Raw genomic sequence first — 16,498 nt, 5'->3', positions numbered from 1 at the left:
GTCTCGGCTGCTCTGCACCAAGACGGTTGGCACGACATGCATGTGCACGCCCTTATCGCGAAGGGCCTAGCAACGCCAGCACGAACGGCCACCGGGAAGTGGCAACGACGACGCTATAGTCATCCACATGATGACCGGATCGGCCAATGGCCACGCACAGATCGGTGATCCGGCGCTGCTCTGAACCGCCGCTGGGCCCGCGGCCCTCCTGATTGCTCGTGACCTCATCAACCACGACCACCAAGGAGACCAAACCACATGCCCGCAACGTTCAACCACACCATCATCGCTTCACTCGACGGGTCAGCGTCGGCGCAGTTCTACACCGAGCTGCTCGAAGCCGAGCCAGCCCCGAGCTGGGGCCCTTTCACCAACATCAGCCTCGCTGACGGCGTCATGCTGCAGTTCGCGGCACCGCCCGTCGAGATTCAGATGCAGCACTACGCCTTCCTCGTCGATGACGCTCACTTCGACCGGGCCTACGCCTGGCTGATCAATCACGATGTGCAGCACTGGGCTGACCCCCAGATGACGCGGACCGGGGAGACCAACACCGATCACGGCGGCCGCGGCGTTTACTTCAAGGACCCAGCCGGACATGGGCTCGAGCTGATTACGCGTCCGTACTTCTGAGGACGGGTCTCGCCCAGCTGTCCGCTGACAGCTGGGCGGCCCGGAGGGGAAGCGGGCCCCCGTGCGGAGCACGCGATAGACCACCCCTCTGGGGGACGCGTGGCCAAGCTGCGGGACCAACGGCGACCGGCGGGATCTGGGCGAGCTCGAAGCGGATGTCAGACCCTCCATCTAAAGTCCTTGGCGGCCCGACCAACAGGACGAAGGACCCTCGATGACGCTTCTTCCCACACGACTGCTTCCAGGTGATCGGGTTGCCGTGGTATCTCCCAGCAGCTGGCCCGAAGCGCGTGAGGCTCTGGACCAACTGGTGGGCACCATGAAGTCGTGGGGACTACGTCCCGAGTTGAGCCCTCACGTCATGGACCGACACGGGTACATGGCCGGCACAGTCGCCGACCGGCTCACAGACATTAACGAGGCGCTACACGATCCAGGAGTCCGAGCGTTGATCGCATCGCGTGGAGGATGCGGCGGCCTACGGTTGGTGCACGGGATCGACCGTGAAGCGTTGGAGCGGGACCCCAAGCCGCTGGTCGGCTACAGCGACGTCACCGCGCTCCACCAAGTCTGGCGGCGATCAGATGTCCCGGTCATCCACGGCGCGGTCTACGGGGCGTATGAGGTGGTCGTTCGCGACCAGCTCCTGGGTGGTGCCTCCACCTTGGTGAAGAGTGACCCCAGCATGATCACGGCTGCACTGACTACGAGCGGTGAAGCACGTGGCCACTTAGTGGGAGGCAACCTCGAAATGCTCGCCCGCTCCGTGGGCGTGACTGAGGTTTCGTGGGAGGGCTGCATAGTTATGCTCGAGGCCAACAAGGCCGCAGGGCTGGGCATGGTGGATCGCGCGTTGACGCAGTTGCGCCTATCCGGCGCACTCGATCACATCAGTGGTGTCGCAGTCGGCAGCTTCGATCAGTTCGCCGGGCATCAGGATCGAGAGTGGACGGTTGTGGACACGCTGCACGACCTCCTGGACGACTTGGGGGTCCCGATACTGGGTGGCCTACCGCTCGGACATATCGAGGACCCCATGCCGGTGCCGCTGGGTGTCCCGGCCGTCCTCGACGCCGACGCCGGTCAGCTCACCGTGGACCCCACCGTTCAGTAGCTCACCCCTGTGCGGAGCACGCGATAGACGACCCCCTGTGCAGAGCACGCGATAGAGACCCGTGTGCGGAGCAGGTCAGTGGCCGACCGTTGTGGGGGACGCGCAGAAACATCTGGTGCTCTCGCGGCATAGCCGCCGGTCCCAGCTGATCACCCGCACGGCCATTGGCGTGGTGATCACCATGCTAGGTCGCAGATCCCTGCTGTGCATGAACTCCGTGCGGTTGTCGAGTCAGGAGGCGAACTCCCGCTCCTTCCCTGGCTCCACCACCGGCTCCGTTGGGCACGAGGCGAGCACCCGCTCCATGGCAGCCTTCTCCGCTGGTTTCACCCACAGGCCGTACACCGCCTTGATCGAGATCTGCCGCGCCACGTAGGCGCATCGAAAGCGCCGGTTCGGCGGCAGCCAAGACGCTGCGTCGGAGGCGCCCTTCTGCCCGTTGAGCGGGCCGTCCGCGGCGAGGAGGACGAGTGGGTCGTTGGCATAGGCGAGTCGCTTGGCGGGGCTCCACTGCTGGGCCCCGGTCTGCCACGCATCGCCCAGGGAGACGACGTGGTCGATCTGGACGGCGGTGCTGGTCCGCTGGCCCCGCCGAAACGTCACGAGCGCGCCACTGTACGGTTCGGTGAAGTGACCGGCGAGCACGACGCAGTCGTGCGTACCCGGCTTGAACTCGGGATCGCTGAGATCTCGGCCCAGGATGTCGTTGCGCGTGTCACAGCCGTTGCGGTCCACATCGGACCAGGCCGGTCCGAACTTGTCGCGGGCATACCCGGTCATCGGCGCCCGACCCTTGACCGTGAGTACGGCGAGAACCTGCACGGCACTTCCCGGCGGGTCGGCGACGGACTGTTCACTCGGTGGTACGTCATGGCACCCGGCCAGCGCGATGACGGTGGCGGCAACGGCCATCGCGGCCATCCGGCGCAGGCGCCACGTCCCGGGACTTCGCACGGCGTCATCTTGTCACCACCCGCGAGTGGTAGGGATGAGGCTGTGCAGACCGCCTCGAAAGCCGTGAACCCATGACGTCCGCGAACGACACCCTGCGCGTCGATCAGGTGGGCTTCACCCCCGTCAAGGGCACCCGCCATCTCGACCAGCCCGGGGCCGAGTTCGACCACCTCGGACCACGGGGCGACCGGAGCTATTGCCTCGTCGACGCCAACACGCGGCGGGTCCTCAAGACGGTGCAGAACCCGGCCGTGATCGCGGTCGTTGCGCGACAGCACGGCGATGAGCTCGAGATCAGTCTCCCGACGGGCGAGTCGGTCCGTGGTCCCGCGATCAGCACGTCACGTCCGGTCCCCTGCGACTACTGGGGCCGCACCGTCGACCTTGCCATCACCGACGGGCCCCACGCTCCGCTGATCTCGCAATGGCTCGGTCGCGACGTACGTCTGGCGCGCGCCCCGCGTGGCGCCGTGGTGTACGGCGGCCCGCTGACGATCATCACCACAGCATCGCTGCGCGACCTCGGCCACCGTGTCGATCACCCGGACCTGATCATGGAAGCCGCGCGCTTCCGGGCGACGCTCGTGGTCGAGGCTGCGGAGCCGTACGTCGAGGACGCGTGGTGCGGGCGGGAGTTCTGGGCCGGATCGATCCGGCTGCGGCTGGGCCCACCGGTCCCGCGTTGTGGTGTGATCGACCTCGACCCGGTCACCGGCGCCCGGACTGGCAGGTTGTTGAAGACCCTGGGTGGCTATCGCCCGACGAACGGGGCCCGCGAGCCCCACTTCGGCGTGTACGCCGAGGTGCTGTCGTCTCGCGGCGGGGACCACTCCGCCACCGCGTGACACCGTCCACTGCTAGATTCCTGCCGCTCGATCACCACTTCACGTCCTCGTCCTTTGAAGGCTTCCCATGACGAATCTGACCCGTACCCGGATTCCTGCCGCTCTGATTGCTGCCGGCCTGGCCCTGGCCGGCTGCGCCTCCGACACTCCCCTTGGGACGCCGGTTGAGTATGAGGCGGAAGGCGTGACCGTGTCGCTGAAGGTCGAGTCGATCACCACCGCCAAAAGTGAAGACCTCGCCAGCGTCGATCTCGACGCCGAGGAGAGGGCGATGACCCCGGTCTTCGTTCGCTACACGGTGTCCATGGTCGACGGCACGTTCGGCGACGACCAGAGCAACATGTTCGACAGCCGCAAGTGGAAGGTGAGCGGGGAGGATGGCGAGGCCACGCCGCTGCAGTTGATCTTCGTGGGCCGCAGCAACGAGGTTCCGTGCAAGCCCTTCGGCACGCTCAATGAGCAAGCACTGCAGCGCGGCGAAAGCACCACCGCGTGTCAGATCTTCCTGACCGAGTCCGCGGCCGGCGCCAACAAGGTGCAGCTGGGCAAACACACCTGGCGTACGACCTCCTAAGACGCCTTTCCTGCTTGCACGGGCATCGCTCAGGCCGGAGGTCAATAGCTAGCTTGGGGCAGTCCCCCGGTGGCCAGGGCGTGGGTGCGCGCGGCAAGATTGCTGATCGAGGAGTTGTCGAAACCGAACAGCGCCGAGCGGGTGCGGTCGTGCAGCGGCTCCACCAGCTGCGATGGCAGTCCGGCTGTGCCGACGAGAACGCCGGCCACCGATCCAACGGTCGCGCCGTTGGAGTCGGTGTCCCATCCGCTCATCACGGTCTTGCCGACGCTGGACATATAGTCACCCGCGCCCCACAGCAAGCCGGCGGCGACGACGGCGGCGTTGTTGAGGGTGTGCACCCACGAATAGCGGCCATAGCTGAGCCGGATCTGATCCAGGGCAGCGTCCCAGTCGATCCCGTCGGCGTGCAGCTGCAGAACGTGCTGCAGAACCGCGGCAAGACGCGACTTCGGTGGCACGACGCCGAGTGAGACAACGATCGCCTCACGAGCCGAGCCTGCCGTGAAGGCCGCCGACACCAGGGCTGCAGCCCACATCTCGCCGTAGATGCCGTTGCCGACATGGGATAACGAGGCGTCCTGATAGGACAGCGCCGCCGCCGACCACGGGTCGCCGGGAAACACGTAGCCGAACACGTCCCCCCGAATCTGCGCGCCGATCCACTCACGGTACGGATTGCGGTGAGTGGCCACATCGGGCACGGCGAGGCCGTTGGTCAGGTTGACGTATGCAGCACGCTCGGCCGTGAACACCTGTCGAAGCGGGAAGAGCCTCGTCCACGCCTCTCCCACCTGCGCCGGCCGCAGCGCGGTGCCATACGTCTCAAGGAGGTGCAGCGCGAGAATCGGGTAGTCGATGTCGTCGTCGCGGGCTGAGCCGTTGACGTGGCCCAACGTGGTCTCCGGCCAGTTCTCCCGGAGTTCGAACTCGGCCGGCATCGGGTCGAGCACCGGGAAATAGTTGGCGAGCGGGTAGGCACCAGCTCGTTCCAGGTAGTCGCGGATGTGCTCAGCGGTCCAGTGATCGCCCGCTTCCACCGGCTTACCGAGGTTGCAGCCGGCGATCCGGCCCAACCAAGCCGCCTGAATCCGATCTTGGAGGTCGTGCTCTGAGCCGGTCGAGGGGCGGGGAACGTGGGAGAGGCTGGCCTGGATCTCCTCGAGCGTGTCCGGCTCTTCGAAGGGCCAGTCATCGCGACGCTCGAGATCGGCCATGCCGTCCACCAGCGCCAGCACGGACTGCCGGTCATCCGGGTCGGTGTCATTGGCCCGTTTGATCACTGCGTCGACGTGATAGCCGCTCTCCTGCCGCTGGAGGACTTCATCGTGCAGGAGGTCGGTGGCTTGCAGCGGGTCATAAGTGTGGCGATGGTATGCGTCGGCGAGCGCTGGCAACGCGGTGCAGCGAACAGAGGTCATCTGGAATCTCCTGAGGTGTCACTGTTGACGCCAGCAACTTTGGTGCAGTCGCGCCGGCGATGCAATGGAAAGGACGTGGTGCACGTGCGCCGGTTCGGATAGCGTCCGAACCATGACTGACGAGGCCTCGATCCGGGTCGGACTCCGTGTCCGAGACGTCAGCGCGGCCATCACGTTGTACGAGACTTTCGGCTTCGTGCTGGTGGGCTCGGTGCCTCGGCCTGACGGCGGCGTCGCGATGGCTATCCTCCGCCGGGGTGCACTCCAGCTGACCGTCGACGCGTTGGAAGGCATCCCGTTCCCCGACACCGCTCGCGAACGTCAGACCCAGGCCGGGCCGCGAGGGCTCGGAGTCATCGTGGGTCTCGAAGTCGTCAGCGTCGACCGGGCCGCAGAGATTTCCCGTCAGGGCGGATGCCTGATCACCCATGGTCCGGAAGACGCGCCATGGGGCGAGAGGTATGTCGAGCTCGAGGACCCCTTCGGATACGAGTGGAAGTTCTTCGAGTTCATCGAGTCCAGCGGCGACGGCCTGCAGGCTGCCCACGACGCCTGGTATGGCTGACCTCACTGGGGTCGAGCGCCGCCTTCCTACCTGCTCTACGGTGACCGGGTGATCCTTGTCCTCGCTGGCCCGCCTGCTGTCGGCCACAACACGGTGGCCGAGCTCATCTGCCTCGCCCGCCCCCGAGCGGCCATCGTCGACATCGACGCGCTGCTTCCCCTCGTCGTCTCGCCGACCGCCGCACCTGGCGGTGGCGCTGAGTGGGAGCGGCAGTATCGACTCGCCGTGCGCAACGCGTGTGCGCTCGCGCAGAACTTCGCCAGCGAGGGGTTCGACGTCGTGATCGTCGACGTGGTCGAGCCGCAGGTCCTGCCGCTCTATCGCACACTGCTCAGCGACGCAGCGCAGCTGTCCGTCGTGATGTTGACGGCATCGCCCGATGTCCTGGTGGCGCGTGATCGCGATCGGGATCCCGACCCCTCTCCCGATCCCGCCGCGCTGGCTGGCTGGCACGACCGGATCCGCTACCTCCAGTCCTGCCTCAGCGCACACAGCCACCTCTATGACGAAGTGATCGACAGTACGCATCTCGACGCCGCAGCAACGGCTGCGGCAGTCAACTCGATGTTGCCGCCATCGATCATCACCTGAGCCGAGTCGGACGAACGTATCGCCGTTCACGGTCACGGTGGTGATCACGCCGACGTAGGGTGTCGCCATGGCGCAGAGCCCGAGTGCCATCGTTCTCGACGGCACACCCGGCGAGCGTGCCGGCGCGGCGGCGGACGCGCTCGGCGACGAGACGTTGACAGCATGGTGTGCCGACCTTCTCGCCTGTCGCGCGCCCTGGGGTGCGGCGGACCTGCCGGACATCGGCTGGATCGGCGGCCGGGCGGCCCGTACGTGGGGAGCCCCCGACCACCTCACGAATCAGACCAGCTACTGGGTCCGGGTATGGGCAGCGCGCACCCTGCTCTACGTGTGGAGCGACGCCTGCACGGGCGATGTTGTGGCGGCGCTGAGCGATCCGTCCTGGCGGGTGCGCGAGATGTGCGCCAAGGTGACGGCCCGCTGGGAGGTCGCCGCGGCCGCCGACGCGTGCATGGTCCTCGTCGACGACGCCACGCCGCGGGTACGAGCCGCCGGCGTGCGGGTGCTCGGAATCACCGGCGAGGCCGAGCACGCCGATGGCATCCGGCGGGCCCTCGACGATCCGGAGTCGGCAGTGCGAGAGGCAGCCGTGCGCGCGCTTCACCAGCTGTCGGAGCGAGTCGACCGGCCGCTTTGACCGGCCCGTGACTGACCAGGCTTTCATCGTGGACGCGAACGCCAAAGGCGAGTCTCGGAGTGCTTGCAGGTGGATCCTGCGCGACGCTTGCCAATCTGCCGTGACCGCTCGCCCCACCACCACACGCCACAGAATCCCATGCGGGCATCGCCGCTCGCGAAGGGTTATCACGCCGTCCGAGACCGCCGGCCGGCTGACGCAACGCCGACGGGCGGCACGGCGCAGCACGGCGCACGGTGTGTCAGCGCCGTCCGCGAGACACTGTCGGAATGAGGGGTGACCTGATCGCGCTCGTCGGAACATCCAGCGTCGGCAAGACCTCGGTCGCCGAGCAGCTGCAGACGCTCCTGCCGGAGCCGTACCTGGTCGTCGGCATTGACCACTTCCTCAACATGTTCCCCCAGCACTGGGCAGGGCATCCGCGTGGCCCCGGACCCGGGATGTGGTACGAGGACGAAACCGATCCGGACGGCAGCCCACGAGCACGCATCCGGTACGGCCGGGCCGGCGAGCGACTACTCACGGGGATGCGCGCGGCGGTCCGGGCCATGCTCGACACCGGAAACCACGTCATCCTCGACGAGATGCCGCTCGACGATTCGATCATCCCCGCCTGGCGGCGTGAGCTTGCCACCTACTCGGTCTACTGGGTGCGGTTGTCCGCCCCGCTCGAGGTCATCGAAGGTCGCGAAGCCGGACGGACCCGCGGTCAGCACCTGGGCAACGCTCGTGGCCACTTCCTCATCGGCGCCGACGAGACGTACGATCTGCAGCTCGACGTAGCGACGGCATCGCCGTACCAGGCGGCCGTCGAGATCATGGCGACACTCCCCCATTGACCGTCCGTGGTTGTGTCATGATCCGTCGTAGGTAGACCAGCCCGAGCCTGCAACGACAGGAGCCGCCACCTTGCCCGTCACCCGGATCATCCCTGAACTCCGCAGCCAAGACCTGCCGGCCACCGAGGACCTGTACTGCAATGTCCTTGGGCTAAGAGTCGCCATGAGAGACGACGAGTCCGGCTTCCGGTCGTTTGCCTCCCCCGACACGCCCTCGGCGCAGATCATCGTCAACGACAACGGTCACGTCGGACTGCCACCGGGCTTCGCCATCGACGTGGGAGATTCCGGCCAGGTTGATGCCATCTACGAGGCGATCACCGATCGCGGCCTTGCCGTCGTGGAACCCTTGACCACCAAGCTGTGGGGAATCCGACGGTTCTCCTTTCTCGATCACAACGGCGAGCGGATCACCGTCATCGCCCACGCAGACGTTTAGGAGTTGAGCCAGGCTCACGCCGCCGGCCCGAAACCATGGTTGGTGACGCGTCGGAAGGTGCGTCGCTCCGCTAACGTCCTTAATCATGCGGCCACTGATCCTGTCCGGCGATGTGACGCAGTGGAGCGGGCCTGAGGGAACCGCGCAGCTGCTGCTGTCAGCCCGTAATGTGAGTGCGCTGGGCCGAAACCTCACGATGGCTGGGTTCGATGTCGTGATCGCCGACTTCCTGACGCCGGCGTCCCTCGAGATCTATCGCGACCAGCTGCCCGGCGCTCGCCGTCCACCTACGCATCTCGCCGTCGGAAGCGCATGCGCGAGCGAGCACGCGCAAGGTTTACCTAACAGAGAGCGAATTCGATCTCCTGCACGACCTGATCAACACACCGCCGGCCGTCGACGAGGTCCTCGACGTCGATGGCTTGACCATCGCCGAGCAGCTCGCAGCTCTCCGGGAGATCTGGACCGAGGCGTCGGAGGCACCCGGCAGCTGAATCCAGACACGTCTCACCGGCCAACCACACCGCTGCGGGGCGTGGTGCGTCGTTCAACCTCGATTGCGTGGGTGTTGCCGAGCCACCCGTTCGTTGCCTCGCCGATAGTTTCCGGTCCACCGCGCCATGGCCAACTGGGGATCGTTTCCGAGCTCGGCCAGGAACGCGGCGGCACGGTCACCCCGTAGCCTCGCGGCCACCCGGCCGTGGTGCGTGATGATCACGCTGCCGTCTGACCGACGGACGTACTCGAATCCCTCTGCTCGACCGCCCATGCGCTGAACTGTACGGCACCGCCGCCTGACCGCAGGCGTCATTAACCGCACACAAGTCGGCCCGGCGCACGCAGCGGGGGTCACACTCTGTGCACGCTGACCACGGCCTCTGGTGCTTCGGCAACCAACGACGCGAGAAGACGAAGCTTCTGTTCTGCGTCGCTGTTCTCGTCCGGGTAGTAGATCACCAGAATGAGGTCCCCCACGGGTAGTTTCTCGCGGTGCAGGCGAAGGGCGCCGACGACAGGGTGGTTGACCGTCGAGCTGCGTCCTTCCAGCGCCCGCACGTCGTGTCGAGCCCACAGCGTGCGAAAGCGGGCACTGGCGATGGACAGCTCGCCGACAAGCTCCACTGCGCGGGGGTCGCCGACCTCGTCGTCGAGGGTGTGCCGAGCCGCGGCGACGAAGGAGACCACCGCGTGCTCCCAGTCCGCATGAAACTCCTTCTCCGCCGGGTCCAACAGCAACGACCGCAACCGGTTCTGACCGGGAACCAGGCGCGGCGACAAGGCGACCGCGGCCTGATTCGAGGCCAGCACGTCGAAGTTTCGGCCCTCGATGAATGCGGGTAAGTCGAGAGCGGCGAGCAGGTGGTGCAGCCGACCCTCAACTCGGTGCTGGCGACCCCGCACCGCTGCTGGATTCGGCTGCACGTGGCATGCGAGCAGACCGACAGCTATGACGCAGTTCAGGATCTGATGACCTGGAACGAGGACTCTCTCGCTGGCTTTCGTGACCCGCACCCAGGTGCCTACGATCTGCGGCTGACCATCGACGGGGCAACTGACCGCGCTGGAAGCAGGCCCGGATTCGCACGGTGGAGGCATGGATCCCGAAACGAAGCTGGTGCACTGGACCCACTCACTGACGTTCCCGGTCAGCGCCGACCAGCGCACCGCTGTCCTCGAGTTGCGTTGGGACGCCGTGCAGCTACGCGGTCACCACCGACTCGACGTCCGAGATCCTGCGCGCCGTGTCCGCCGGGGCCTACTGACCACAGACGTGTGCCGGTTCCCTACGGACGGCAGCGGGAAAGTCGTAAGCATCCCTGACGACGACCCCACCCGTCCGATCAGGAAGCTCTACGCCGACTACACTACGATGAATGCGTTCAGGTGCGCGGCACCCTTGCGCACGCGGTTGACTGAGCAGTCCGGTGCCGATGCCTCTGCCGGTGACAGCCGGATCCAGATAGATGGTGTCCTCGACAGTGTGCGCGTACGCGGGGTGTCATCTCCGGGCGGTGTCAGCTCGAAGGTCGGTAACCTTTCGACCGCTTCGAATAATTGCTAGCGCCCGTTGTTCTGTTCGGGAATTACATCTGATGCCCGAGCCATGCCTCTGATGTAAGTGTTGCGCTGGCTACTGCCACGTCACTTCGGCGCGTTATCCGTGCTGACACAAGAATCTCCTCGCAGGTCGAGGGGATTCTGAGGTTGGGCACCGGTCCGAGTCCGGTGCTCGCTACGTCAGCTTTCCGGAAAACTGCCGGGCTGCTGCGTGGAGTCGGCGTCGTTCCAGAAGCGGGTGATGCGGTGGGCGAGCTGCTCGTGGACCTGCATCGGGAGCGAGTGGGTGGTGTCGGGCCAGATCTGCACCTGAGCGCCCGGGATCTCGTGTCCGCGGCGGGCGGCCCGTCTGCCGCCCGCGAGTGAGGAGCGATCTGCGATCGCGATGTAGGTCGGCATGGGCAGGGCTGCGAGTTGCTCGGCGGTCAGGACTCGCGGGACGGGTAGCGCTGCCCGGTATCCGACGGACGCAGAGGCGATCATGTCGGAGAGCGGGGTGCGGGCACGGATGTCGCTCACGTCGACGCCGCCGATGCGTGCCAGCGCCCGGTCGCGCACCGGCTGCGGCACAGGCAGCGAGACGATGGTTGTCCAAAGGAATGTGGAGGCGGGGGGCCACGCGAGGGTGAACACCGGCTCCAGCAGCGTCAGCGACGCCACTCGCTGCGGGAACCCTCTGGCGTATGCGGCGGCGGTCGCACCCCCGAATGAGTGCCCCAGGATGTGGACTCGGTTCTCGCCGAGGCCGGTGAGCGTCTCATCGATCCACGCCGCCTGGTCGGTCATCGAGGTCAGTGGTGCGGTCTGCTTCGACAGGCCGGCGTCGCCGAGCGCGTCGACGGCGATCACGCGACGGTGCGGGAGGAGGTCGGGGAGGTTCTCCTGCCACATCGGCACGCCGGAGCTGCGTCCCGGGAGAAGCAGGACCGGCGGGTCGGCGGCGCCGGCCCAGGCCCACTCGTAGACGCGCACCGTGCCGTACCCGGTCACGATGTCGGCCGTCCGATCCGGGGTGTCCATCTGCGCGAACGCCAGCTCGTACGCTCGCATGTAGCGGTCACGCGCATCCTCGTCGCGGAAGGACCCCAAGGCCATCGCCTTCACTCCTCCCGCCACGCCGTCGCCGGGACCCGGTCGAGGATCTCCGACAGGTAGTCGAGGCCCTCGATCAGCCGGCCGGCGGTCATTCGACCCGAGTGCCAGGTGATCGCCGCGGATCCCGCGAATCGGAACGGGTCGCGGCGGCCGCCTTCGGCACCGGTCAGCCAGGCGCGCAGATCCGAATTGAGCACCGCGCGCGCGAACGCCTCCGCATCCTCGCCGTCATCGACACGCACATGGAACCGCCGGTCGAACGGATCGTCTCCCAGCTCGAAGTCCCGGGCACCGAACAGGCTCAGGATCTTGCGTCCGATGTGTTCCGCGCCGACGTGTAGCCCGAGACCCGGTCCCGATGTCTCTACCGCGGTGACGACGTGCCGATGGGTCGAGGTGCTGGCTCCGGTGCCGAACGACGAGGTGGTGTTGTAGGCATGCTCGAAAGCGGTGAAGCGGCGGCTGCGGTGCTCGCCGGACACCACGCGGGCGACCCTCTCGGCCCACCCGTGCCCGAGCGGGGCTCCCCGGTAGCGTTCGAGCAGCGTCCGGTCGCCTTCGGCCTGCATCCACCCGCGCTCGGCAACGAGCGCGTCTACCGCGGCCATGCGCCCGCGCCGGGCCGATCCGTCGGTTCCCATGAGCTGCCCTCCTCGGGTCATCGTGCCTGCGACGATAAGAGAGTGACGTAACGTCATCTCCAGCGCATGAGCCGATAGTTTGCCGGTGACCCGGCGTCACCTGCGACGATCGATACATGTCCGCTTCGCAAGGGTTCGGGATCGGCGAGCTCGCCCGCCGATCCGGGGCGACCGTGCGCGCACTGCAGTTCTACGACCGCCTCGGCCTGCTGATCGCGGACCGGGACGTTGGCGGGCGACGCCGTTACGGGGATACGCACCTGGATCGGCTGCTCCGCATCCAGCTCCTCACCCGGGCCGGGTTCAGCCTCGCCGAGGTTGCTGAGGTGCTCCAGAAGCAGGAAGGCCATCCGCTGGCCGATGCCTACACCGAGCAGCTCAAGCTGCTGGAGCTATCGGAGCTGCGCCTGCGCCACCAGCGCGTCGTGCTCGGTGCGATCGTGGACGCGCTCCACGACGACCCCGCGATGCGAATCCCCCCGGGTCTGATCGCGGCGACCATGAGTCTCGATGACACGATGCTGCAGTACCCCCAGCTGGATACCGGAGTGGACGCAGGGGCGTTCACCCCCGAGCAGATCGAACGGATCGTGGCCTTCTACCTCGGATGGAAGGCCGTCGCGGTGCGCGCTCTCATCTACGCGGAGAACGGTCTCGATCCCGTCTCGGCCAGTGGAAAACGGCTCGGACGGGACTGGACGACGGCCGTCCGCGACGCAACGGATGGTCAGGTCGAGCATGAGCACGCAGCCATGGAGTCGATGCACGATCAGCGCGACCATTGGCCCGCGGCCGACCGGGACCTTTACGACACCACGAAGACATACCTGCATCGATGCGAAGAGGCGTTTCGCCTCCAGACGTAGCTCGTTGGGGAGTCCAGGCCGCGCCCACGTTCCTCAACCACGTCAGAGCTGGCGGCAACATCCGCTGCCTACAGCGGTTGCGGGGCGTGGTCGCCACGGTGCTACGTACGCAAATCCTGCGAGGTCGTCGCCGACGCAGGCGGCGAGGAACGGCCACCCGCCGGGTGTCACCTTCTCGAGCTTGTCAGTCCGCCGGTCGCGGCGTAACGGGCCGCAAAGGTGCGGGCAGCCTCGTCGACCACCTGAGTGACGCGTTCGGCGCTCACCTCCCAGCCCGGCACCAAGAGCGTCGGCCAGAAGACGTAGTTGGAGATCATGCCCAGGAACTGGGTGGCTGCGAGGTCCACGTCTTCGACCTGCACCGTTCCGGCCTCGTGCTCGGCTTGCAGGTAGCCGCGTACGGACTCGAAGTAGGGCATCTTCCCGTGCGAGAACTGCGCATTGGCAAGTTCGGGGAATCGCGGCAGCTCGGCAATGACGATGCGGAACAGGTCGGTCATCTGGGCGCGGCTCAACAGCTCGGCGTAGCGGCGGCCGATGGTGTTGAGCCCGTCCACGATATTGCCTGCTGGCGGAGGATCCTCCTCGTCAGCGGTCGACCACGACTCGGTGACCATGGCGTCGAACAAGGCAGCCTTGGTCGGAAATTGCTTGAACAAGGTGGCCCGCGAAACGCCCGAGCGCTCCGCGATCCGCGCCAGTGACGTCCGGTCGTAACCCAATTCGAGGAACAGTGCGGTCGCGGCCGTCAAGATCAGCGCGCGCTTCTCCTGGGCGATGCGCTGGTGATATGTCGTCACGACCCTGCTCATGGGCCGAGTATACGAGGTGAGTGGCTTGACTCGCCATTACCCCGGGCCTAGTGTGAGCGATGGTGAGTCGCTCGGCTCACCATTGGCCGCAGTTCATCACCGATGAGCCCGGGCAGTCACCGACATAGTGAAGGAACATCTGATGCGCCGCTTCCACAACCAGACCGTGCTCGTGACCGGTGGCACCGGTGGCCAGGGAGCGAGCCACGTACGCGCCTTTCACGCGGAGGGAGCAAACGTGGTGATCGGTGCCATCGACGCCGACCGCGGCGCCGCCCTCGCCGACGAGCTCGGGACCCGCGCTCTCCTCACCCCCCTCGACGTCACCGACGAAAGCTCGTGGTCCGCCGCCGTGCTAGCCGCCGAGACCGCCTTCGGCGCCCTGAACGTGCTCGTCAACAACGCTGGTGTCCAGAACCCGCCGGCGCCGATCGAGGCTACGGATCAGGCCACGTGGTCGCGCATCCTCGACGTAAACCTCACCGGGACCTTCCTCGGCATCAAGGCCGTCGCGCCGGTTCTGCGCCGCGCGGCAGGTGGAGCCATCGTCAACATCGCCTCAACCATGGCCCTGGGCGGCACGGCGTACTACGCGCCGTACGTCGCCAGCAAGTGGGCCGTACGCGGCCTCACCCGAACGGCAGCACTCGAGCTCGGCCGCGACAACATCCGCGTGAACACCATCCACCCCGGCGTGATCGCGACCCCCTTCATCCAAGAACCAGCAGCCGGCGCCACCGCGGCAATCGCCGACTTCTACTCACCCGAGCCGTTCGCCATCCCCCGACTCGGAGAGCCGACCGACGTCACCCGGCTCCTCCTGTTCCTCACATCATCCGACGCGTCATTCATCACCGGGTCGGAGTACGTTATCGACGGTGGACTCCTCCTCGGCCCCGCCCTCCAGACAGAGTCCGCATGAGCACTCCAGACCCGACCGGGTCGGACGACTCCGCATGGGACACATCTTTGTCCCACCTGCCCGACCACATCCGACGTGCCATCGAGATCACCCCCGCCGCAGGCACCAGCGAACGGATCATCGACATCACCACACTGGGGCGCCGCACCGGCCGCCCACGCCGCATCGAGATCTTCTTCTACCGAGCTGCGGGCACCACCTACCTGGGCCAACAGCCGACTGATGCGCATCAGCTTCGGCGATCAGCCGTGATCACGGACGCCTCGACAGATGACCTGGCGCCGGTGCACTTCACGCATCACCTGCCGGATCTTATGCTCGTGTGGCTCGATAGTTCGCGGCACTCCATCTTGCTCGATTGCCATGGCGCGCAGGGATTCCCGGACGTTTCCTTCTGGGCTACGCTGCAAAGGACAACCACCGAGGCTTTATCGGCCACGGCACACCGGACGAGCGAGGCTGGCGGCGACAGTCAGGCAGGGCATCGCAGCCATCCTCACAGGCAGGGGCAACGACATGTGCACGAGCATCAGGTTCTCCGACGGACGTAGCAATCTCTATCTCGCACGCAACCTCGACTGGACGAACGGTTATGGCGAGCAGGTGGTGCTAACACCCACCGGCTACGAAACGAACTCACCGTTCGGAGCGGTCGCGCGCATCCAGTACGCCGTCATCGGAATGGGCATTGTCGAGGAGGACACGCCGCTGTATTTCGACTGCGGCAACGACGCGGGTCTGGCCGTGGCGGGCCTCAACTTCCCGGGCTACGCGAGCTACGCGCCGGCCCCGGTCGAAGGCGCGACGAACGTCGCCGCCTTCGAGTTCCCGCTCTGGGTGGCTTCCCAGTTCGCCACCGTCGACGAGGTCGAGGCCGCACTCGGAGACGTCGTCATCGTCGACAAGCCCATCAATGAGAAATACCCGAGCTCGCTGCTGCACTGGATCATCGGCGACTCAACGCGCGCCATCGTGGTGGAGTTCACGAGCGAGGGTCTCCAGGTCTTCGACGACGACGTCGACGTCCTTGCCAACCAGCCCGGCTTCTCGTGGCACCACGAGAATCTGCGCAACTACCTCAACGCGGCGCCCGACTTTCCCGAGGAGACCGTGCTCGGGCGGGCGCACCTGGGCCCGTTCGGCTCGGGTTCCCACATGCGAGGTATCCCCGGGGACTATTACTCGCCGTCCCGGTTCGTGCGCGCGGCCTACGTCAACGCGCACTATCCGGAACAGACGAGTGAGGAGGAGAACGTCAGCAGAGCGTTCCATACGCTTCAGCAGGTGGCGATGGTGGACGGTAGCGCAGCCATGGGCTCGGGCGCCTTCGAGAAGACCATCTACACCGGGCTCTACTCAGCGCGGACTCGGACGTACTACTGGAACACCTACGACGACCCCGCGATCCAACGGGTCGCGATGGCCGACCACGCGTCCGACGGAAGCAAACTCGTCGTCGTCTGACGGAAGCCTTCCGACGGTGCGTTGTCAC

The 16,498-nt window shown here is 66.5% G+C and carries 20 protein-coding genes; 13 read left to right on the top strand and 7 right to left on the bottom strand.

All coding sequences use genetic code 11. The features are described from left to right. The first annotated feature begins 258 nt into the window (after positions 1-258). Together AC1XX3_RS11620 and AC1XX3_RS11615 are read left to right on the top strand one after the other, a co-directional pair. Positions 259-633, top strand: a complete 375-nt coding sequence (locus tag AC1XX3_RS11620; RefSeq protein WP_483321299.1) for a VOC family protein — start codon at positions 259-261, stop codon at positions 631-633. Positions 634-847: 214 nt separating this feature from the next. Next, complete coding sequence (locus AC1XX3_RS11615) at positions 848-1,747, top strand: S66 peptidase family protein (RefSeq protein WP_483321297.1); 900 nt, start codon at positions 848-850, stop codon at positions 1,745-1,747. 231 nt (positions 1,748-1,978) lie between these two features. On the opposite strand, the gene AC1XX3_RS11610 is transcribed toward AC1XX3_RS11615, so the two are convergent. After that, the gene (locus AC1XX3_RS11610; protein ID WP_483322089.1) at positions 1,979-2,668 is read right to left on the bottom strand and encodes an HNH endonuclease family protein; all 690 of its coding nucleotides are present in this window, start codon (positions 2,666-2,668) and stop codon (positions 1,979-1,981) included. 104 nt (positions 2,669-2,772) lie between these two features. Between AC1XX3_RS11610 and AC1XX3_RS11605 the strand changes: the two genes are divergently transcribed. After that, complete coding sequence (locus tag AC1XX3_RS11605) at positions 2,773-3,546, top strand: MOSC domain-containing protein (RefSeq protein ID WP_483321295.1); 774 nt, start codon at positions 2,773-2,775, stop codon at positions 3,544-3,546. Between the two features lie 67 nt (positions 3,547-3,613). Next, positions 3,614-4,120 (top strand): hypothetical protein, encoded by a 507-nt coding sequence (locus tag AC1XX3_RS11600; protein ID WP_483321294.1) that lies wholly within the window; start codon positions 3,614-3,616, stop codon positions 4,118-4,120. A 41-nt stretch (positions 4,121-4,161) separates the two neighbouring features. On the opposite strand, the gene AC1XX3_RS11595 is transcribed toward AC1XX3_RS11600, so the two are convergent. Continuing rightward, positions 4,162-5,541 (bottom strand): ADP-ribosylglycohydrolase family protein, encoded by a 1,380-nt coding sequence (locus tag AC1XX3_RS11595; RefSeq protein WP_483321292.1) that lies wholly within the window; start codon positions 5,539-5,541, stop codon positions 4,162-4,164. Positions 5,542-5,653: 112 nt separating this feature from the next. On the opposite strand from AC1XX3_RS11595, the gene AC1XX3_RS11590 reads away from it, so the two are divergent. From AC1XX3_RS11590 to AC1XX3_RS11570, 5 genes are all read left to right on the top strand, one after another. Then, positions 5,654-6,106 carry a VOC family protein gene (locus AC1XX3_RS11590; RefSeq protein WP_483321290.1) on the top strand — a complete coding sequence of 151 codons (453 nt, stop codon included), beginning with the start codon at positions 5,654-5,656 and terminating at the stop codon, positions 6,104-6,106. Between the two features lie 48 nt (positions 6,107-6,154). Further along, entirely contained in the window at positions 6,155-6,697 is a 543-nt protein-coding gene (locus tag AC1XX3_RS11585; RefSeq protein WP_483321288.1) for a hypothetical protein, read from the top strand. Between the two features lie 67 nt (positions 6,698-6,764). Continuing rightward, positions 6,765-7,334 carry a HEAT repeat domain-containing protein gene (locus AC1XX3_RS11580; protein WP_483321287.1) on the top strand — a complete coding sequence of 190 codons (570 nt, stop codon included), beginning with the start codon at positions 6,765-6,767 and terminating at the stop codon, positions 7,332-7,334. A 269-nt stretch (positions 7,335-7,603) separates the two neighbouring features. Beyond that, positions 7,604-8,173 carry a phosphotransferase-like protein gene (locus AC1XX3_RS11575; RefSeq protein ID WP_483321285.1) on the top strand — a complete coding sequence of 190 codons (570 nt, stop codon included), beginning with the start codon at positions 7,604-7,606 and terminating at the stop codon, positions 8,171-8,173. A 70-nt stretch (positions 8,174-8,243) separates the two neighbouring features. Then, positions 8,244-8,612 (top strand): VOC family protein, encoded by a 369-nt coding sequence (locus AC1XX3_RS11570; RefSeq protein WP_483321283.1) that lies wholly within the window; start codon positions 8,244-8,246, stop codon positions 8,610-8,612. A gap of 547 nt (positions 8,613-9,159) precedes the next feature. Here AC1XX3_RS11570 and AC1XX3_RS11565 read toward each other — a convergent pair. From AC1XX3_RS11565 to AC1XX3_RS11550, 4 genes are all read right to left on the bottom strand, one after another. Continuing rightward, positions 9,160-9,381, bottom strand: coding sequence for a hypothetical protein (locus tag AC1XX3_RS11565; protein WP_483321281.1), 222 nt, complete (start codon positions 9,379-9,381; stop codon positions 9,160-9,162). Between the two features lie 80 nt (positions 9,382-9,461). Continuing rightward, positions 9,462-10,124 (bottom strand): MmyB family transcriptional regulator, encoded by a 663-nt coding sequence (locus AC1XX3_RS11560; RefSeq protein WP_483321279.1) that lies wholly within the window; start codon positions 10,122-10,124, stop codon positions 9,462-9,464. A 726-nt stretch (positions 10,125-10,850) separates the two neighbouring features. Next, positions 10,851-11,765, bottom strand: a complete 915-nt coding sequence (locus tag AC1XX3_RS11555) for an alpha/beta fold hydrolase (RefSeq protein WP_483321277.1) — start codon at positions 11,763-11,765, stop codon at positions 10,851-10,853. A 5-nt stretch (positions 11,766-11,770) separates the two neighbouring features. Further along, positions 11,771-12,406, bottom strand: coding sequence for a hypothetical protein (locus AC1XX3_RS11550; RefSeq protein WP_483321275.1), 636 nt, complete (start codon positions 12,404-12,406; stop codon positions 11,771-11,773). A 116-nt stretch (positions 12,407-12,522) separates the two neighbouring features. Here AC1XX3_RS11550 and AC1XX3_RS11545 point away from each other — a divergent pair, with 116 nt between their 5' ends. Continuing rightward, complete coding sequence (locus tag AC1XX3_RS11545; protein WP_483321273.1) at positions 12,523-13,272, top strand: MerR family transcriptional regulator; 750 nt, start codon at positions 12,523-12,525, stop codon at positions 13,270-13,272. A gap of 167 nt (positions 13,273-13,439) precedes the next feature. On the opposite strand, the gene AC1XX3_RS11540 is transcribed toward AC1XX3_RS11545, so the two are convergent. Next, positions 13,440-14,084, bottom strand: coding sequence for a TetR/AcrR family transcriptional regulator (locus tag AC1XX3_RS11540; protein WP_483321271.1), 645 nt, complete (start codon positions 14,082-14,084; stop codon positions 13,440-13,442). A gap of 142 nt (positions 14,085-14,226) precedes the next feature. Between AC1XX3_RS11540 and AC1XX3_RS11535 the strand changes: the two genes are divergently transcribed. From AC1XX3_RS11535 to bsh, 3 genes are read left to right on the top strand one after another with little or no spacing between them, the layout of a single operon-like run. Further along, on the top strand, positions 14,227-15,006 hold the full coding sequence (locus tag AC1XX3_RS11535; RefSeq protein WP_483321270.1) for an SDR family NAD(P)-dependent oxidoreductase: 780 nt from the start codon (positions 14,227-14,229) through the stop codon (positions 15,004-15,006). Beyond that, positions 15,003-15,557: a hypothetical protein gene (locus AC1XX3_RS11530; RefSeq protein WP_483321269.1), complete on the top strand. Its 555-nt coding sequence runs from the start codon at positions 15,003-15,005 to the stop codon at positions 15,555-15,557. Before AC1XX3_RS11535 ends, AC1XX3_RS11530 begins: the two co-directional genes overlap by 4 nt. Beyond that, positions 15,523-16,470 carry a choloylglycine hydrolase gene (bsh, locus tag AC1XX3_RS11525; protein ID WP_483321268.1) on the top strand — a complete coding sequence of 316 codons (948 nt, stop codon included), beginning with the start codon at positions 15,523-15,525 and terminating at the stop codon, positions 16,468-16,470. The genes AC1XX3_RS11530 and bsh overlap by 35 nt, the downstream gene beginning before the upstream one ends. The last annotated feature ends 28 nt before the right edge of the window (positions 16,471-16,498 follow it).

The organism is Microlunatus sp. M237 (assembly GCF_056896895.1).
Note: the sequence above shows the minus strand (reverse complement) of the source record. Positions and strands in the feature narration are given on the sequence as shown.